This is a genomic window from Providencia sp. JUb39 (assembly GCF_012272845.1).
GTDB classification, from domain to species: domain Bacteria; phylum Pseudomonadota; class Gammaproteobacteria; order Enterobacterales; family Enterobacteriaceae; genus Providencia; species Providencia lanzhouensis.
Window position 1 is genome coordinate 641,852 of the sequence record NZ_JAAWXD020000001.1, and the last position, 19,758, is coordinate 661,609.

General features: G+C 48.0%; 15 protein-coding genes. 11 read left to right on the top strand and 4 right to left on the bottom strand.

Features of this window, described 5'->3' with window-relative positions; all coding sequences use genetic code 11:
- Positions 1–76: 76 nt before the first annotated feature.
- Genes HFU86_RS02830 through HFU86_RS02840 form a run of 3 tightly spaced genes read right to left on the bottom strand, consistent with a single transcriptional unit; the run spans position 77 to position 4,492 of the window.
- Positions 77–283, bottom strand: a complete 207-nt coding sequence (locus HFU86_RS02830) for a hypothetical protein (protein WP_132497106.1) — start codon at positions 281–283, stop codon at positions 77–79.
- Positions 280–3,384, bottom strand: coding sequence for a MexW/MexI family multidrug efflux RND transporter permease subunit (locus HFU86_RS02835; protein WP_187128691.1), 3,105 nt, complete (start codon positions 3,382–3,384; stop codon positions 280–282). The genes HFU86_RS02830 and HFU86_RS02835 overlap by 4 nt, the downstream gene beginning before the upstream one ends.
- Positions 3,385–3,394: 10 nt before the next feature.
- Positions 3,395–4,492: an efflux RND transporter periplasmic adaptor subunit gene (locus HFU86_RS02840; protein ID WP_187128692.1), complete on the bottom strand. Its 1,098-nt coding sequence runs from the start codon at positions 4,490–4,492 to the stop codon at positions 3,395–3,397.
- A 101-nt stretch (positions 4,493–4,593) separates the two neighbouring features.
- Here HFU86_RS02840 and soxR point away from each other — a divergent pair, with 101 nt between their 5' ends.
- From soxR to HFU86_RS02875, 7 genes are all read left to right on the top strand, one after another.
- Entirely contained in the window at positions 4,594–5,076 is a 483-nt protein-coding gene (gene soxR / locus HFU86_RS02845) for a redox-sensitive transcriptional activator SoxR (protein ID WP_187128693.1), read from the top strand.
- Between the two features lie 194 nt (positions 5,077–5,270).
- Positions 5,271–6,056 (top strand): SDR family oxidoreductase, encoded by a 786-nt coding sequence (locus HFU86_RS02850; RefSeq protein WP_187128694.1) that lies wholly within the window; start codon positions 5,271–5,273, stop codon positions 6,054–6,056.
- Positions 6,057–6,091: 35 nt separating this feature from the next.
- On the top strand, positions 6,092–7,339 hold the full coding sequence (locus HFU86_RS02855) for a styrene monooxygenase/indole monooxygenase family protein (protein WP_108479303.1): 1,248 nt from the start codon (positions 6,092–6,094) through the stop codon (positions 7,337–7,339).
- A gap of 11 nt (positions 7,340–7,350) precedes the next feature.
- Positions 7,351–7,887: a flavin reductase family protein gene (locus tag HFU86_RS02860; RefSeq protein WP_255425930.1), complete on the top strand. Its 537-nt coding sequence runs from the start codon at positions 7,351–7,353 to the stop codon at positions 7,885–7,887.
- Positions 7,888–7,901: 14 nt separating this feature from the next.
- The gene (locus tag HFU86_RS02865) at positions 7,902–8,684 is read left to right on the top strand and encodes a cyclase family protein (protein WP_036955285.1); all 783 of its coding nucleotides are present in this window, start codon (positions 7,902–7,904) and stop codon (positions 8,682–8,684) included.
- A gap of 3 nt (positions 8,685–8,687) precedes the next feature.
- Positions 8,688–10,301 (top strand): phytoene desaturase family protein, encoded by a 1,614-nt coding sequence (locus HFU86_RS02870; protein WP_187128695.1) that lies wholly within the window; start codon positions 8,688–8,690, stop codon positions 10,299–10,301.
- 110 nt (positions 10,302–10,411) lie between these two features.
- A complete protein-coding gene (locus tag HFU86_RS02875) occupies positions 10,412–11,308 on the top strand; it encodes a SphA family protein (protein WP_036955277.1) in 897 nt (298 codons plus the stop codon).
- Between the two features lie 176 nt (positions 11,309–11,484).
- Here HFU86_RS02875 and HFU86_RS02880 read toward each other — a convergent pair whose 3' ends face one another.
- Positions 11,485–12,492: an AraC family transcriptional regulator gene (locus HFU86_RS02880; protein WP_036955273.1), complete on the bottom strand. Its 1,008-nt coding sequence runs from the start codon at positions 12,490–12,492 to the stop codon at positions 11,485–11,487.
- A 716-nt stretch (positions 12,493–13,208) separates the two neighbouring features.
- On the opposite strand from HFU86_RS02880, the gene HFU86_RS02885 reads away from it, so the two are divergent.
- The 4 genes from HFU86_RS02885 to HFU86_RS02900 are packed head-to-tail and all read left to right on the top strand — an operon-like array spanning position 13,209 to position 19,737.
- Positions 13,209–15,407 carry a thiamine pyrophosphate-dependent enzyme gene (locus HFU86_RS02885; protein ID WP_036955520.1) on the top strand — a complete coding sequence of 733 codons (2,199 nt, stop codon included), beginning with the start codon at positions 13,209–13,211 and terminating at the stop codon, positions 15,405–15,407.
- 8 nt (positions 15,408–15,415) lie between these two features.
- Positions 15,416–16,960, top strand: a complete 1,545-nt coding sequence (locus HFU86_RS02890) for an indolepyruvate oxidoreductase subunit beta family protein (protein ID WP_243699017.1) — start codon at positions 15,416–15,418, stop codon at positions 16,958–16,960.
- Positions 16,961–16,970: 10 nt separating this feature from the next.
- On the top strand, positions 16,971–17,393 hold the full coding sequence (locus HFU86_RS02895; RefSeq protein WP_108479306.1) for an acyl-CoA thioesterase: 423 nt from the start codon (positions 16,971–16,973) through the stop codon (positions 17,391–17,393).
- A 28-nt stretch (positions 17,394–17,421) separates the two neighbouring features.
- A complete protein-coding gene (locus HFU86_RS02900) occupies positions 17,422–19,737 on the top strand; it encodes a bifunctional salicylyl-CoA 5-hydroxylase/oxidoreductase (protein ID WP_132497111.1) in 2,316 nt (771 codons plus the stop codon).
- The last annotated feature ends 21 nt before the right edge of the window (positions 19,738–19,758 follow it).

A 19,758-nucleotide genomic window follows, 5' to 3' on the forward strand; every position in this document is an offset into this window, starting at 1 on the left:
AGAAGAGCCGCACTACGAAAGTATGCGGCTCTTCTTTCTGTTGATTAGAGTATTAATTCAAACATCGCTGAGAACACTATTTACGCCATCGGTTAGTTGCGTCGGAGCGCGTTTTCCATACCGGATAAGGATGATAAATCATCATCATTGCCACACTGTTGCTCATAGGATTAGCCACAGAACCTGCTGATTTGCTGTCATGAGCTGACCGTTTATCATGAACGCTTCGCTTTTCCTTGCGAGCGGGAACAAGTGAAAGATGGTTTAACGATGATAAATTCATGGTGCCGTCTCCTCAGAGTGTTTAATTAAACGGTTAGCTTCAGCCAGCTCATAACGTCTTGGGGTTAACGCTGTTGCGCTGTGATTACGTGCGAGCACGGAATAGATAGTTGGCAACACAAACAGGGTAAATAACGTCCCCACCAGCATGCCTGTGACAATCACCAAACCCAGCCCAAAGCGGCTATTTGCTCCAGCGCCAGTCGCGAACAGAAGAGGAACTAAACCGATAACCATTGCTGCCGTCGTCATCAAAATTGGGCGTAAACGGATTTGTGCTGCTTTTAAAATGGCATGGCGTTTATCTAACCCTTCGTTAGCTTGCAGCTCATTGGCAAACTCCACCATCAAGATCCCGTGTTTACTGATTAGCCCGATCAAGGTAACTAAGCCAATTTGGGTATAAATATTGAGGGTGGCATAACCCAATGCCAGCGGAATCAAGGCACCACAGATAGAAAGCGGAACGGTAATTAAGATAATCAACGGATCTACTAAACTTTCATACTGAGCCGCGAGCACTAAATAGATAATGAGCAGCGCCGCCATAAACGCGAAGGCGAGGGTGTTTCCTTCTTGTTTATATTGGCGCGAATCAGATTGCCAATCATGGCTAAAACCAGCTGGCAGCTCACTGGCTATCTCATCGAGATACGCCACCGCTTGCCCTATGGTAACGCCCGGTGCAGGGATCGCTTGGAAAATGGCGGCATTTTGCTGATTAAACTGAGACAATTTATTCGGCTCTACTTGCGTTGAAATATCCACCACCGTCGACAGCGGGATCATGCTGCCATCTTCGGACTTAACATAATGGCGGGATAACGCTTCAGGCGTCAGTCGCTGGCTGCGTAGGCTTTGCGGTATCACATCATAAGAGCGTCCATCCATGCCAAAGCGGTTGATATAATTCTCACCCACCAGCAACGTTAGGGACTCACCAATATCCTGCATACGAATGCCTAAACTATTGGCTTTCGAACGATTAATGCGAACCTCAACCACAGGGTTGTTATAGTCGAGGTCGCTATCTACCACCATAAACAGGCCACTTTCACGAGCTTGCTGTTTAATCTCTTCCATGGTGCGATATAGCACCGGATAATCTTGTGGGCTTTTTAGCACCATCTGAATAGGCAATCCGCCCGTAGAGCCGGGTAATGCAGGTAACTGGAACACAAAGATACTGTTACCTTCCACATCGCCAACACGATTTTGTAAATCTGATTGGATCGCCGACGCAGGGCGCTCTCGTTGCTCCCAAGACGTTAAGTTTGTGCCTCCGAAACTGGCTGATGGGCCATCGGTACCGTTAATAATCCACGTACTTTCCGTTTCGGGTAGCTCCATAAACACATCGTGTAATTTACGGGAGAAACGCTCCACATACTCAAGGTTGGCATGCTGCGGAGACTTAATTGCCGTTAAGACGCTCGATTGGTCTTCAACTGGGGCCAGCTCTCGCGGTGCGGATTGATACAACATCGGCAGGCTGATCACGACGCCGATAGCTAAAATTCCGGTGATCCAGCGGTTTTTCAATGAGAAATTCAGCACCGCCGTATAGTAATGGGCAAGGGTCTCGAAGAAGGTTTCTGCCATTCGCGCCATGCGCCCTTCATTCTGTTTTGAGTTCAACATAAACGAACTCATGACAGGGGAGAGGGTTAACGCCACGATGCCAGATACAATCACCGCGCCCGCTAACGTGAGCGCAAACTCTTTAAACAATGCCCCTGTTAATCCAGACATTAAGCCAATCGGTGCATACACCGCAGCGAGGGTAATGGTCATCGCGATAACGGGACCTGCTACCTCACGAGCGCCGATCAAGGCTGCCAAAACAGGGGATTTTCCTTCCTCAATATGGCGATGCACGTTTTCCACCACCACAATGGCATCATCCACCACCAACCCAATCGCCAGTACCATCGCCAGTAAGGTCAGCAAGTTAATACTAAAGCCGAACGCCATCATCAATGCCGCTGCACCCAGCATAGACAGCGGGATGGCAAGAATAGGAATAATTACGCTGCGAATCGAACCAAGGCACAGATAAATCACGGCGATAACAATCAGTAGGGCTTCAACAAGGGTGTGGATCACTTGGTCGATGGAGGCTTTAATAAACCGTGAAGTTTCAAAGGCCATTTCCACTTTTACCCCCGGCGGCAGGGTTTTGATGATATCTGGCATTAACTTATTCATGCCATCTACAATCACCAGCGGGTTACCGGTTGGGGTTGCAAATAAACCTAAGTAAATGGCAGGTTCCCCGTTCATTAAACCGCTGGTTTCTGTAGATGCTGCCCCCAGCTCAATGGTACCCACATCCTTTAAGCGTACCAATCCGTTACCATCATTGCGGATCACCAAATCGCGAAATTCATCCACATTGGTTAAATCGGTGTTCACATACACGTTAGAAATGACAAACTCACCCTTCACCTTACCGGGAGCTGCTTGATAGTTATTTTGGCGCACCGCTTGGGCGACCTCAGCCGCTGAAATGCCGCGACCCGCGAGCTTATCCGCATCCAGCCATAAACGCATCGCCAGTTGTTGCCCGCCAAATACTTGCACTTTCGCTACGCCATCAATGGCGGAATACATTGGTTCTACCACGCGGGAAAGGTAATCGGTTAGTGCGGGAATCGAAAGTTCGGTACTGGAAAAACCAATATAAGCGACGGCAGTGGACTCTCCTGAAGAGAGCTCAATCACAGGGTCATAGGCCTCTTTCGGTAACTTATAACGTACTTGGTTCACCTTCGCCATCACTTGGGTGAGAGCTTGGGTTGAATCGCGGTTTAGCTCCATGCGAACCGTCACAAGGCTGCTGCCTTGAACGGATGATGAGGAGAGGTAATCAACCCCTTCAACGGAAGAGACCGCTTGGGCAATCGGCTGAGTCACAAACCCCTGCATTAATTTTGCCGATGCGCCCGGATATTGCGTGGTAATTGTGATGGTTGAACTTTCTAATTGAGGATATTGGCGAATGGGTAATTTACTCAGCGCAAACAGCCCGATCAATACAATTAAGGCACTGACGACTAAAGCCAATACCGGTCGGCGCACAAACAGGTCCGTAAATTTCATAGCACCGTCCTTAGGAACCTTGCGGAGTTTCAGATAATGTATTTTGAGCGATAGGGGTAATGGCAGAGCCATTATTCAGACGTAGCTGGCCAGAACTGACCACTTGGTCGCCCTCGGCAAGTCCGTGTTCAATTTCGATATTGCCATCAAAACGCTGCCCCGTTTTCACGGAAACGCGTTTGACCGTCATGGTGTCCCCAGTACCTTCAGCGATAAATACCGTATCCCCATAAGCGGTGTAAGTGACCGCTGTTTCAGGAATGGTCAGCACTGCATTGTTGGCTTGTCGCACTACAGTGACATTGGCGTACATACCCGCTTTTAGCTTGCCATTGCTGTTATCGAGCGTAGCTTGCAACGCAATTGTTCGGGATTTGCCAATCAACGGATCAATCGCCGTCACTTTGGCGGGGAATGGTGTATCGGGGTAAGCATCGACGGTGATATCCACCACTTGCCCTTGATGCAATTCCGGGGAGGCTTGCTCATCCAATGAGAAATTCAGCTTCAACGTTTGGGTATCCACAAGGCTGGCTATCGCTTCACCAGGACTAAGGTATTGGCCTTCATGGACTTGGCGAATACCAATCGTGCCATCGAAAGGGGCATAAATGGCTTTTTGTGCAATCAGCGCTTGGGTTTGCTGAATCAGCCCTTGCGCCATATCGCGCTCGGCACGGGTGCTATCCACCTGCGCTTCTGCCACTAAATGTTGCGCAGACAGAGAACGGGTTCTGTCATATAGGCGGGCAGCATTGCGGTATTGTGCTTGATAGCGAGCTAAATCTGCACGTTCCACCGCATCATTGAGCTGCACTAATAATTGCCCTTTTTTGACCTGTTGACCGGATTCAAAACCAATTTTGGTGATGCGCCCACTGGTTTCTGCGGCTACAAACACCTGACTACCCGCTTCTAATTCCCCCACACCGTAAAAAGTGCGTGGAGCATTAGCCAAGGTGACGGGAGCAAGAGCCACTTTCACTGGAGGATACTGATAAGCCGCTTGTGGCTTATCGTCTGAGCTGGCGTAAGTCGAGTAAATGGCGGCTCCTCCACCTACGGAGAGAAGCCCTGCACATAGCAAAGTTAGCGTTTTTTTATTCATTATCATTGGCATCTTAAATTGACAATTAAAGAGGCTGGCACTATAAAACCTTAAGTTAAGTTGAGGTCAATAGGGGGAAAGAAGAAATGGTGGGTAAAACCATGAATACGATAAAAACGCGAAAAATTGCCGCTGAAAAGGTGGATTTTTCACGGGCACTGACGGTAGGAGAAGTGGCTAAGCGCGCAGGCGTTCCGGTTTCTACCGTACATTTCTATGAGGCGAAAGGGCTGATTCAAAGTACCCGAACACAAGGGAATCAACGGCGTTTTCCACCTGTGGTTTTACGCTACATTGCCATTATCAAAGTGGCACAAAGCACAGGTATTCCCCTCAAAGAGATCCAAGATGCACTGGGTCAGTTTCCGGCAAACAGCAAGTTGACCGCGGAAGAGTGGAAAGGGATGTCAACGGAATGGAAAAGTTCATTAGATAGACGAATCAAACAGTTAACTCGATTGCGCAATGAGTTGGATCACTGTATTGGTTGTGGTTGTTTGTCTCTCAAAGATTGCCCATTGCGCAACCCTGAAGATATCTTAGGTCATCAGGGTTCGGGCGCCCAAATCCTCGAACGTCCTTAAATCACACTTTTCACTATCTGGATAGCCACAGCAAGATGTGGCTATTTGTTCTGTATTATCATCATGTTATTAACGAAATAGCCGCGCTGTGTGGATAATCTTTGCGCATATGGGCTACCGATTTTTGCCTTTTTTGCGTAATGATTCGTCATGTTAATTTTTTGTGAACGAATGAGAGCAAAGAGGGCACAGCGATGAAAGGTCTGAATAATAAAATTGCCATCGTGACGGGTGGTGCAACCAAAATCGGCGCAACCGTGGCAAAAATCTTATGTTCCTATGGGGTCAAAGTCACCATTTTTGATATCGACAAAACCAATGGGGAAAGAGTGGCGCAATCGGAGCCCAACATTGATTTTCTACCCGTAGATATCACTGATGACCAACAGTTAAAGCAAGGCATTGACCGCGTTGCGCAAAAATATGGTCAACTCGATTTTTTGGTTAATCTGGCCGCCACCTATCTGGATGACGGTCAAGCCTCTTCACGTCAAGACTGGCTAACGGCATTAAATATCAATGTGGTGAGCGCTGTGATGGCAGCGCAATTTGCCAAGCCCCATCTAGCCAAAGCGGGCAAAGGTGCAATTGTAAACTTCACCAGTATCTCCTCTTCGGTGGCGCAAACGGGTCGCTGGCTCTATCCCGCATCGAAAGCCGCCATGCTAGAAGTGACGCGTAGCCAAGCGATGGATTATGCCCTCGACGGTATTCGCGTCAATTCTGTTTCCCCCGGTTGGACATGGTCTCGGGTGATGGACGAATTGACGGGTGGCGATCGCCAAAAAACCGACCGTGTCGCGGCGGATTATCATCTTTTACAACGTGTTGGCGACCCTGAAGAGGTGGCTCAAGTTGTGGCATTCCTACTGTCTGAGTTGGCGAGTTTTGTCACTGGCGCAGATTACGCGGTCGATGGTGGATATTCCGCCATGGGACCTGAACAGGCGAAACCCGCCATTCCCCGTCTTGCTGAATAAGACACCCTGATTTTAATTTTATCGAGGAATTCACTATGCGTCGTATTGCAATCGTAGGTGGTGGTCAGGCGGGTATGCCATTGGCATTAGGGCTGCTGGACAAAGGTTATGACGTGACGGTTGCCACCAACCGTACTCCAGATGATGTGAAAAATGGTCGCGTGATGTCCAGCCAATGTATGTTCGATATTTCGCTGCAATTTGAGCGCGATTTAGGGATCAACTTCTGGGAAGACAAATGTCCGCCAGTAGAAGGTATTGGTTTTACTGTCCCGCATCCTGAAAAGGCAGGTGAAAAAGCCATTAGCTGGCGCTCACGTATCGATAATTACGCTCAAGCCGTTGATCAGCGTATCAAAATGCCTTACTGGCTGGAGTTATTTGCCGCTCGCGGTGGCAACTTGATGATTGAAGATGTGGGTGTAGCAGAGTTAGAAAAACTCGCTGAAACTCACGATTTAGTGATTTTAGCGGGAGGAAAAGGGGAAATCGTTAAGCTGCTAGAACGTGACCCTATCCGTTCTCCGTATGATAAACCTCAGCGTGCGTTAGCACTCACGTACGTTCACGGCATGCTGCCAACTCCTGAATTCTCCCAAGTCTCCTTCAACCTGATACCAGGAGTGGGGGAATACTTTGTGTTCCCATCTCTAACCAATAGCGGTGACTGCCACATCATGGTTTTTGAAGGTGTACCGGGTGGGCCGATGGATCAATGGGGAGAGGCGCGTACCCCACAAGAGCATTTGGCCTACAGCAAAAAAATCATTGATACCTATTTACCGTGGGAAGCAGAACGCTGCCGCCATGTGGAGTTAACTGACGAAAATGGCATTCTGGCAGGGCGCTTTGCCCCAACAGTCCGTAAGCCAGTTCTCACGCTGCCATCAGGCAAAATTGTCTTTGGTTTAGGGGATGCATTAGTGACCAACGATCCACTGACTGGACAAGGATCGAATAACGCCACGAAAGCCAGCAAAGTCTACTACGACGCTATTTTAGCCCGTGGTGACAAGCCGTATACGGCGGAGTGGATGAACGACACGTTTGAGCAATTCTGGAAATACGGTCGCCATGTGGTGGAGTGGACGAACGCTCTATTGGCGCCGCCACAGCCGCATGTTCTTAATGCATTAGGTGCAGCGCAACAACTGCCAACCTTAGCGCACACCATCGCGAACGCCTTTAACTATCCGCCAGTTCTTGCACCATGGTGGCATGATGCCCATGCCTGCGATGCCTATATTCAATCTCTGATGCAAGAAGAAGTTCGCGCTTCGTAGGAGAAATCAGTATGTCGATGATTGCAGAGGACACGCTTATGTGCGAAAGCGAATGGGGTTATACCGAGTTTGAATCGAAAACCTTACGCAATTTACTAGGCTGCTACCCCACAGGGGTAGCGGTTGTGACCACTCGCACCCCTGATGGACGTGACGTTGGGTTGACCATCAACTCATTTGCGTCACTGTCGCTCGACCCGCCTTTGGTGCTATGGAGTTTAGTTAACCATTCGCCCAATCTCGCGGTATTTCGTGATTGCCAACATTTCACGATCAATATCTTAGGCAAAGATCACCAAGAGTTAGCAATGCGTTTTGCTAATCCTCGAATCGAAAACAAATTCGAAGATGTCGCCGTACACATCACGCCAGAAGGGATCCCCGCCTTACACGGCGCGATCGCCACCTTAGTGTGTGAAAACCACAAGCAAGATCATATTGGCGATCACTTATTGATGGTGGGACATGTGCGCCGTATCGGTAGTGAAACGGGCAAGCCTTTAGTTTTCCATGGCGGCACATTTACCGCCCTACATGAAGCGCAATAGGCGCAGGAGATAGTATGGAACAGCAAACTTTGATGTCATTCGCCAGCGAGTTACAAAAAGGCAATATTCAGATTATCGACCTGACACAAACCTTATCGCCTTCATTTCCGGCATTGCAACTGCCAGCTGAGTTTGGGCAAGTGTGGTCATTCAAAATGGAGCAAATTTCCCGTTATGATGAGAATGGTCCCGCTTGGTATTGGAACAATTTTAGCTGCGGTGAGCACACCGGTACCCACTTTGATGCTCCCATTCATTGGATCAGTGGTAAAGATCAGCCAAAAAACACCGTTGATACCATCCCGCTCCACCACTTTATTGCCCCAGCGGTCGTCGTTGACGCAAGTAAAGAAGTCGCGCAAAACCCCGATTGGGTCTTAACTGTGGATTTCCTGCAAAAGTGGGAAGAGAAACACGGCAAAATTCCAAAAGCGGCATGGGTTTTACTACGTACGGATTGGTCGAAAAAGTCCGATAACCCAGAAGCGTATGTGAATATGCGCGAAGATGGCGCTCATACACCGGGTCCTTCTCAAGAAGCGGTTGAATGGCTTATCCACCAGCGTGATGTCAAAGGTTTTGGGGTTGAAACTATCAATACGGATGCGGGGCAATCTTACAGCTGGCCTGTGCCATACCCGTGCCACACGTTAATGCACGGCAACAATAAATACGGTCTGCAATGCTTGAAAAACCTCGACCAACTACCGGCTACTGGAGTGGTGATCGTCGCTGCGCCCCTGAAAATTGAAGGCGGTTCGGGCAGCCCATTACGCGTGCTTGCGCTGGTGGGGTGAGGTATGGCGACCTTATCCAATCCCCAAGTGATCGTGGTCGGTAGCGGGATGAATTCGCTGATGTGCGCCGCCTTATTGGCGGTGCGTGGGAAATCGGTTTTGGTTCTGGAACGTAACGACCGCCTTGGCGGTTGTATTCGTACCGAAGCGTTATTTGAAGGCTACACTCACGACTTACTTTCATGCTGGTATTCACTGTTCGTTGGTAGCCCAGGCTACCAAGAGTTAGCGCCATTGCTTCAACAACAGGGTTTGGAGTTCGCGCAATGCGATTATTCCACTGGATTGGTGCAACCTGATGGCAAATCTGTGGCATTAAAGCGGGATATTGCGCAGGCTGCTAAGCAGCTAGATGCTATCGCCCCCGGAGATGGCTTAGCGTTTCGTCAAATGGCAGAAAAACTGTTTAGCGAAGATGCCGCACTGACATTTGGTTTATTAGGGCAAAACCCCTACAGCGGCGGCATGTTCAAGTTGCTGTTTTCCGAGTGGCGCAAACGCGGTGTTGATGGCTTGCTGGATTTTGCTAAATCTGGTGTGGAAAGTTTTCGTCGCTGGTCTGAGCGGGAATTACAGCATGATTTTAGCCGTGCGTTGATGGCGCCGTGGGTGCTGCATACGGGGTTAGGGCCTGATGAAGCCAGCTCGGCGCTGATTGGTAAACTGACGTTTGCCGCGGTTGTGGCGGGTGGAATGCCCGTTGTCAAAGGTGGCAGCTATCGAATTGTCGATGCGTTCACCAAAGTGATTGAGCAACATGGTGGTGAGTTACGTACCAACGCCCATGTGGAGAAGATCATCACACAAGGCAGCGGTAAAAATAGCCGCGCCACAGGGGTTCGTGTGAATGGACAGTTTATCCCTGCGAGCGAAAGTGTGGTGTGCAACGTAACACCAACCCAGCTATATGGCGGCTTGCTTGATGAGGTTTCACCACAAGTGAAGCAGCGGGCGAAAGGTTATCGTTATGGTCGCGGTGGGATGCAAATCCATTTTGCGCTAAGCGCGCCGCCACCTTGGTGTAACCCTGAATTACTGAATGTGCCGTTGGTTCATTTCACAGAGAGCATGGAACAAGTGTGCTTATCTGTCACGCAAGCCAATAATGGCTATCTACCGGATCGCCCGACATTTGGGATTGGCCAACCTACCACATTAGACCCAAGCCGAGCTCCTGAAGGCGGGTGGATCTTGTGGATCCAAATGCAGGAACTGCCTCGCCATCTTAAAGGGGATGCAGCGGGAGAAATTGCAATCCCTGAAGATGGCCGTTGGAATGATGCGGTGCGTGAAGCAGTTGCCGATCGCATTCAGCAGCGTTTGGAAATGGTGATGCCGGGGGTGTCTGATTTGATAGTCGGTCGTAAAGCAATTTCCCCAGCCGATCTTGAGCGTTATAACTGCAATCTGGTGGGGGGGGATCCTTACTCAGGAACTTGTTCGCCAGATCAATTCTTTTGGTTGCGACCGTTTGCCGCTTCAGGGCAGACCAAAGCACATCAAACAGCAGTCAAAAATCTGTTCCATATTGGGGCATCAACCCATCCGGGTCCCGGTCTTGGCGGGGGCTCTGGGTATTTAGTCGCTGAGAAATTAGCAGCGAAGAAAAAGCGGTAATAGAGAATGGGCCTGAATCAATTCAAGGCAAGACAAACACAGCAAACATACAAGTAAACATCAAAGTAAACATATAAAAAATATCATAAAACCACTACAGCGGCAGGTAAATGATGAATAAAGAAATGGTGAATAAGCTGCTCGTCGGCTCGTGCTTGGGTGCACTGTCATTTGGTGCTGTCGCAACAGAAGGGGGCGGTCTTGGGATCTACCCTGATGGGCTAGAAAACTTTATGTCTGGCGCACTGCCACCGCAAGGTGTCCATGTGTTGGTCTATGGTGGAAATGCCCACTATGACAGTGTTCGCGACAACAAAGGCGATAAAATTCCAATCCCCGGGTTTAGTGTGAATGTGAACGTACTCGCACCACGTTTTATCTGGGTAACTGACCAAAAAGTGTTTGGTGGCGATTTAGCGTTTCATACCATCCTTCCTTTGTTGGATGTGACGGCGAAGGCGGCGGGGAATAAAGAAACCAGTCGTGGACTCGGGGATATTACTTTTGGTCCCGCACTCGGTTTCCATCCTTCCGCTGACTTGCATTATGTCTTAGGGCTGGATGCTTACGCGCCAACCGGAAAATACAGTAAAACCGACCCATCAAGTTTAGGGAAAAATTACTGGGTATTACAGCCGGTGTGGGCAATCAGCTACATTCCTCCTGTCGGGGTGAATGCGGATTTAAAAATGATGTATGACTTTAACTTCCGTAACAATGATACGGACACGCGTTCAGGGCAAGCATTCCACGCCGATTATGCATTAGGCTGGGGCTTTGGTAATGGCTGGGTCGCGGGTGTTGGGGGTTATGGATTTATGCAAACCACCAATGACAGTGGTCCAAACTCAGCGCAAGGTAAGGCTCAAGCTTTCGCAGTCGGTCCTTCAATCCGTTATGCAAACCCACAAGGTTGGCTATTTACGGCGAAGTGGGAGAAGGATTTTTCTGTGAAAAACCGTCCTGAAGGTTCACAAATTTACCTCAAAGCGTCTATTCCGTTTTAATTCCTTCCTCCTCAATATTGGCAGCCGAAAGGCTGCTGATATTGAAGTACATAATTCCTATTACCTATTTTCATTTTCAGGTGATAGTCGAGTCTTTCATATATGAAAAAATGACCGTACAGCTTGCTAATCAGCCATACGGTCACTTTAACCTAGATAGGTTTTAATACGTGAATTTACGCTTTTTTCATACTTTGGCTTGGGCTCTCTCCATAGCGTTGCTTATATTCTGCACTAAACCGTCCCATGTGGGCGAATCCCCAGCGTAGTGCCACGCCAGTCACGCTGGTGGCTTCCCCTGACATCAATTCGGCTCGAACTCGCTCCATACGCAAATCACGTAAATATTGCATTGGGCTAATATCTAAAAACTCTTTAAAACCGGCATATAAGCTGCGCAAACTGACGCCAGCAATATGGGCGAGTTGTTCAACGGTAATCGGTTCATGGGCGTGTGCTTCTAGGTACTCTTGAACGCGGCGCACATGACGCGGGCGAATGGTGGCACGGCGCATACCAGAATCTTCTAAATAATTATGCTGGTGGGTGGAAAGTAGGGTAACAGAAACCAACTGCTCTACTTGGGTGGTTATCAGTTTATGCTGCAGTAAATCAGGTGTACGTGTAGCGCATTCAACCAAATAATTCATCAACGTACGCCATGCAATACAAGACTGCCAAGCAAACCCTAATTCAAAAACTAATGGTTTCTCTAAGGTATGCCCAAGCTGCCCAACCAACGTACGTTCTAATAAAGAACGAGAAATTCGTAGCATAAATTGGTCATTGTCACTGTTCCAACGCATCACCGTAGACTCTTCTGGGCTAAGCAAAGAAGCCATTTGTGGTGTGGATTCTAAAGTTTTCCCGCCACTTTCGATAATTGCACTACCTGATAATGGCATTTGCACCAGGAAAAAATCTTCCAGTTGTCCAGGGGTGATAGCGACATCTGCCCCATAGCGTAGCCGGCTGAGAGAAATATCCCCCATTGGAATGTAATGCATGCGAGCATCAAGACGCTGATGCTGGTTAAGTAACTGAAATTGATGAGGCTTCATCACACGCCCCACCATAGATTTAATCTCTTCAGGATCAGCAGAACTGAATAATAATCGCTCAGAAGAACAGAGTTGGTTCTCTATCTGAGGTGCAGGTGCGTAAGGCCATGAATTGCTCAACATAAGGAGGTGCCTCCAAAGTAAACACTGTGCCCTTGATAGATTGCCTAGCGAGTGTCGCGATAAGCTAGGATCCTCGAGGGTCACTATGGGATATTTCGATATCTCATTGTTATTTTTTTATTATCTTCGACTTATCACACAGGTCGATTTTATTAACATTTTATTAAACAAATTTTAACCAATTACGCTTCGAACATAGCATAAAGGAATTTGCTTACCTAGCCATATTTGTGCAAAAACTATCCAGATACTGCAAAAAAATAGAGATAATTCACTGAATGTGATTTCTATAACAAACTAAAAAATAAAGTTATTCTTATTAATTTTTAGTTATAAATATATGATTTTTCATATTGTTTTGTATATTCACCTACCTATTGATTAAGCAAAAAGTTATCTATGGTGGTATTTTATTTTTTATTAGAGGAATACTCTAATACCCTTCTATTTGTAAGTGATAATTAGGATTATTAGTTGATTCATTAGGAAATTTAGCCACAGATTTCTTTGGCGAAGATTCTTATCCATTGCCCCTTTCTATGACATTTTTTCATTGTTTTACAATGAATTTGTCCGCTCTATGCACCTCTTATCCACTCTCTGCAAAAATCTAATATGCATGATTAATCATGGATTGACCATTTATTAACAAATGGGATACAAGAAAGAAACACAAAAAAGATAACAACGTGCTGACGTTGACTGGTGAGGTTAAAATGGCTGAGCGCTCGTTTGTTCAAGAAGTTCAAAAATTACGGCAAGGTGAAGGTGAAGTCTTCAGCGGTGAAGGGATCCTCGCCGTTACGAAAGCATTACTCGAATCAGGGGTTTCCTATGTGGCAGGTTATCAAGGCGCCCCCATCTCCCACCTAATGGATGTGCTGGCAGATGCGCAGGATATCTTATCGGAATACGGTATTCGCTTCGAAAATAGCGCCAGTGAAGCTACTGCTGCCGCAACACTGGCCGCATCAGTTAACTACCCTTTACGTGGTGCAGTGACATTCAAAGCAACTGTTGGTACTAACGTGGCTTCAGATGCATTGGCAAACTTAGCCTCTGGCGGTGTACTGGGTGGTGCGTTGATCATCGTCGGTGAAGATTACGGCGAAGGCTCCTCCATCATGCAGGAACGTAGCCACGCATTTGCCATGAAATCCCAAATGTGGCTACTCGACCCACGCCCTAATTTACCTTGCATCGTTCAAGCAGTTAAAGATGGTTTTGATCTTTCCGAAGCCAGTAATACCCCAGTTATGCTGCAAATGCGTATTCGCTCTTGCCATGTTCATGGGCAGTTCACATGCTCTGATAATCAATATCCAAAATTTACGGTCAAAGACGCGCTAGAGAACCCAACTCGCGACGTGAGCCGCATCGTGTTACCACCAGCCAGTTTTTTACATGAAAAAGAGAAAATTGAGGCTCGCTGGCCTGCTGCCATCAAATTTATTCAAGAACGTGAACTCAACGAATTTTTTGCGGAAGATGCCGAAGATGTGGGGATCGCCTTACAAGGTGGTAACTACAACACGCTGATCCGCGCATTAAACCAAATTGGTCTAGCCGACGTTTTTGGTAATAGCAAAATCCCGTTGTATGTCATGAATGTGGCTTACCCGTTGATTGATGACGAATTTGAACGTTTTTGCCGCAATAAAAAAGCTATTTTAGTTTTAGAAGAAGGGCAACCGAATTTCGTTGAGCAAAACGTGGCGAATATTTTACGTCAACGCAATATTGATGTGGCGCTACACGGTAAAGATATGCTGCCGATGGCGGGAGAATATAACACCGCAACGGTATTAGCAGGGCTGCGCTCATTCTTCGAACGTTATGGCAAAATCGAGCCACAAGTGAAAGCGGCTGCAAATCAGATTCGTATTCCAACTATTAATGTCGCGGCTGTCAAAGCCGATGATGACCTACCTGAATATGTGAATGCGGCGGAACCGACTCTGAATGAAACGGTGCATGCACGCCCACCTGGATTTTGTACGGGCTGCCCTGAACGTCCCATTTTTACTGCAATGAAGCTAATTGAGCGTGAACTGGGTGAACACCATGTGAGCGCGGATATTGGCTGCCATTTATTCTCTATTCTGCCGCCTTTTAACCTTGGTAACACCACGATGGGTTACGGACTTGGTGGCGCGGGTGCTGCTGCATTAAATGCCAAAGCGGGTAAACGAGCGATTTCTGTGATGGGCGATGGCGGTTTTTGGCACAACGGGTTAACCAGCGGTATTGCTAACAGCGTATTTAACCGTAGCGATAACTTAACCATTGTTGTTGATAACAGTTATACCTCTGCAACCGGTGGGCAAGATATTTTATCGTCAACGGCGCTAAATTCTACCCGCAGCACTGGGCATGAGATTGAAAAAGCAGTTAAAGGCGTTGGAGTTAATTGGGTAAAAACCATCAAACGTACCTACGATTTAAAAGCTATGACGAATACGCTGCGTGAGGCACTGACGACGACAGAAAGCGGTCCTAAAGTGTTAATTGCGCAAAGCGAATGTATGTTGAACAAACAGCGCCGCGAAAAGAAAAAAGTTCGTGATGACGTTTCAGCAGGCAAGCGAGTTGTCCGTGAACGTTTTGGTGTCGATTCAGACACTTGCACGGGAGACCACTCTTGTATTCGTTTATCGGGTTGTCCATCGTTATCAATCAAACCTAACCCAGATCCTTTACGTACAGACCCTGTCGCGACAGTGATGGATAGTTGCGTAGGCTGTGGGCTATGCGGTGAAGTCTCTCATGCCGCAGTGCTGTGCCCTTCATTCTTTAAAGCTCAGATTATTACCAACCCAAATGGCTGGGACAAATTGCGCCACCGTGTTCGCGGTTGGTTTATTGGTTTCTTGCAGCGTCGTGATGCACGCCGCCGTGAACAACTGAGTTTCTAGGGGGGCACATGGCTCAATCTTTAATGACTTCTCAACCGTTAATGACCTCTCAATCGCTAATGGCCTTACAGCCGATCAAAATCGCCATCCTTGCGATGGGTGGAGAAGGTGGTGGCGTTCTCGCTGACTGGATTGTCAATCTTGGCGAAGATAACGGTTATTTTGCGCAAACCACCTCTGTGCCTGGCGTGGCACAGCGTACAGGGGCAACAATTTATTATGTTGAATTATTCCCCGGTGCGGATAACCCGAAAACCCCTTCACCTGTTTTAGCGTTAATGCCAATGCCCGGTGATGTGGATGTGGTACTGGCCTCAGAGCTGATGGAGGCTGGGCGTGCGGTACAACGTGGTTTTGTGACCGCGGAGCGTACCACGCTGATTAGTTCGACCCATCGGGTTTATTCCATCGCAGAAAAATCGGCAATGGGGGATGGGCGAGTGGATAGCCAAGCGTTGATCCGCCATGCGGGGCAAGCTGCCCGCCAGTTTGTGCATTTTGATATGGCACAAGCTGCGCAAGAGAGTGGCAGCGTAATCAGCGCCGTGTTGTTCGGTGCGCTGTTTGGTTCGGGGGTTCTGCCCTTTAGCCGTGAACAATTTGAAGAAACCATCGTTCGTGGTGGCGTTGGCGTGAAACCAAGTTTGCGGGCATTTGCATTGGGCGCTGAAAAAGCGGCTCAGCCTGAAGAGGCTTATCAAGCGGGATCTGCAAAAGCGGTAGAAAAAACACCAAAAAACAAACATGTAGCAGCTCTCCTTTCTCGGATTGAAAGTCAGTTTCCTGACCATGTTCACTACCTTGCGACCGAAGGTGTTCGTCGGCTGGTTGATTATCAAGACCCTGCATATGCCGAAACGTACCTCAATCGACTACAAGGGCTGTTTGCGCAAAAAGGCGGTGATGACCCGCGTTTACAGCGTGCGTTAGTACGCCACTTAGCGCTATGGATGTCCTATGAAGACACCATTCGCGTTGCGGACTTAAAAATTCGTGATAGCCGTTTTGCCCGAGTACGCAGTGAAGTCCAAGCGAAAGATAACCAATTGCTCGACATCAATGAATTTATGCATCCAAGAATCGAAGAGATTTGCGAAACGCTTCCCAAAAATTTAGGCAATTGGTTGATGAAACCACATTGGGTACACAAAGCCGTTCGCAAATTGACGCAAAGGGGGCGAACAATCACTACCAGTTCCTTGTGGGGATTCTTACAGTTATACGTGCTAGCCGCATGGCGCAGAGGGCGTCGCTCAACCCTGCGCTATCAGCTTGAAAATAATCGTATTGAAAAATGGCTAGCCACTGTGGTGCAAGCTGCAAGCAGCAACCCTGCTTTAGCAACCGAAATTGCGCAATGTCAGAGAGTGGTTAAGGGGTATAGCGACACCCATGCTCGTGGATTGCGCAATTTCCAAGTTTTGATGGAGATTGTTGAACGTCATGGTAGCCAGCTAGCACCGATAAATTTACGTGAATTACGTGAAGCGGCACTGGCGGATGAACATGGTAATGAGTTGAAAAAATGCCGTCAGCGTTTGGCGATGGAATAAGGATAGCATCATGAGTTTACTGACATTTTCTCGAAACCATCGGATCAATTTTTCAGAATGTGATCCTGCTGGGATCGTGTTTTACCCACAATATTTCGTGATGTTTAACAATCTCATTGAGCGTTGGTTTGATGAATTACTCCCTGAAGGATTTGCAGGGTACATCCTCGATCAACGTTTTGGTTTGCCCACCGTGCATTTAGAGGCGGATTTTAAAGCGATTAGCCGTATGGGGGATGACGTTCAGCTTGAGCTGCATGTCGAACGCATTGGCGGTAAATCACTGACTTTACGTCAACGCTGTACCAGCCTTGATGGCGAGTTGCGCATGGAAGTGACGCAAACCTATGTCACTACATCACTGATTACGCATCAGGCTATTCCAATCCCTGAAGCACTGTATAGCGCCTTAACCCAGCAGCAACCGGTGTAATGGCACAACGTAATAAAGGAGAAACTCCATGAATATCGTTTGTATCGGCGGCGGTCCCGCTGGGCTTTATTTCGGGTTGCTGATGAAACTGCAAAACCCAAGCAACCGTGTGGTGGTTGTTGAACGTAACCGCCCTTATGACACCTTCGGTTGGGGCGTGGTATTTTCGGATGCTACATTAAGTAACTTGCGCAAAGCAGACCCAGTCTCAGCAGAAACGATCAGTGCTGAATTTAGCCATTGGGATGATATCGACATTCATTTTAAAGGTAGCTGTAACCGCAGTGGCGGGCATGGATTCATCGGTATTGGGCGTAAAAAGCTCCTCAATATCTTACAAGATCGCTGCCTTGAAGTGGGGGTGGAATTGGTATTTGAAACCCAAGTGGCGGATGACCAAGAAATTGCACGCCAATATGATGCGGATCTAGTGATTGCGTCGGACGGGATCAATAGCGCAGTACGTACTCGCTATGAAAATATCTTCAAACCCGATATCGACCAACGCCGTTGCCGTTTTGTTTGGCTAGGTACGAAAAAGATTTTCGACGCATTTACCTTCTTGTTCGCAGAAAATGAACACGGTTGGTTCCAAGTTCACGCGTATCAATTCCAAGAAGGGTTATCCACATTTATCGTAGAAACCACGGAAGAAACTTGGTTGAAGGCAGGTATCGACCAAATGTCTCAGGAAGATGGGATTGCTTACTGTGAAAAGTTATTTGCCCCATGGCTGGATGGTGAAAAACTGATTGCCAATGCAGCACACTTACGTGGTGCCGCGATTTGGATTCGTTTCCCTCGCGTGATTTGTGATAACTGGGTGCACTGGACACAACCAACAAGCCGCAAGGAGGTTCCTGTGGTGCTGATGGGGGATGCCGCTCATACCGCCCACTTCTCTATTGGTTCAGGAACTAAATTGGCTCTAGAAGATGCGATTGAGCTGTGCGAAAGCTTGAAAGCGACTCAAGGAGATTTGCGCAAAGGACTTGAGCACTACCAAAAAGTTCGCAGTGTCGAAGTGCTAAAAATCCAGAATGCGGCGCGTAACTCAACCGAGTGGTTTGAAAATGTGCAGCGCTATGAAAACCTCGATCCTGAGCAGTTTGCTTACTCTTTATTAACTCGCTCTCAGCGCATTTCTCATGAAAATTTACGTGTGCGTGATGGTAACTGGTTAACTCACTATGAAAACTGGTTTGCCGAAAAATCGGGTTTACCAGCGCAGGTGGCTAATCAAAAAGTTGCCCCGATGTTGACGCCATTTCGCTTGCGAAATGTGGAACTGAAAAACCGTGTGATAGCGTCTCCAACGTTGCTGTATTGCGCAACTGATGGGCTAGTCAGTGATTTCCATCTGGTACATATCGGTAGCCGCGCATTAGGTGGGGCTAGCCTGATTATGACGGAAATGACGGCAATTTCTCCTGAAGCGCGAGTCACGACAGGCTGCCCGGGAATTTGGAATGATGCGCAAGTGGCGGCATGGAAAAATGTGACGCAATTTGTACACCAAAAAACGGATGCGAAAATTGGGATCCAACTAGGACATGCTGGGCGTCGAGGCTCAACACAGCGCGGCTGGGAGCAAGAAAACCATCCAATGAAACAAGGTAATTGGCCATTAGTTTCCGCATCACCATTACCTTATTTACCTTCAATTTCACAGACGCCCACTGAGCTAACCGAAGCCCAAATGGCAAAGATTATCGACCAGTTTGTGGCGGCAGCAAAACGCGCGGATCAAGCCGGTTTTGATTGGTTAGAGTTGCAAGCTGGGCATGGTTATCTGCTATCAAGCTTTATTTCTCCGTTAACTAACCAGCGTACCGATGGGTTTGGTGGGTCTTTAGAAAATCGTCTGCGTTTCCCGCTAGCGGTAGTGAGTGCGGTCAGAAAAGTATGGTCTGAGGATAAGCCACTGTCTGTGCGTATCTCTGCGACAGATTGGGTTGACGGCGGCACAACAGTCGATGAGGCGGTACTGATTGGGCAAGCTCTCCATCAAGCTGGCGCGGATATTATCGACTGCTCATCTGGCGAAGTATCCCCTCTTCAACAGCCTGTTTATGGGCGTATGTACCAAACCCCAATGGCGGATCGTATTCGCAATGAAGGATCGGTGCCGGTAATTGCCGTTGGTGCGATCACTGATGCGGATCAAGTGAATAGCATTATCGCGTCAGGGCGAGCAGATCTTTGTGCGCTCTCTCGACCACTTCTTGCCGACCCTGCTTGGTTGCTCCATGAGTGTGCTCGCTTTGGGTGGAATTCAGTCACGTGGCCAGCGCCTTATGAGTATGGTCGCCAACAATTAATCCAACAATCGAAAAGCCGTTAATGGCGTAAATGCGAGAGGAGG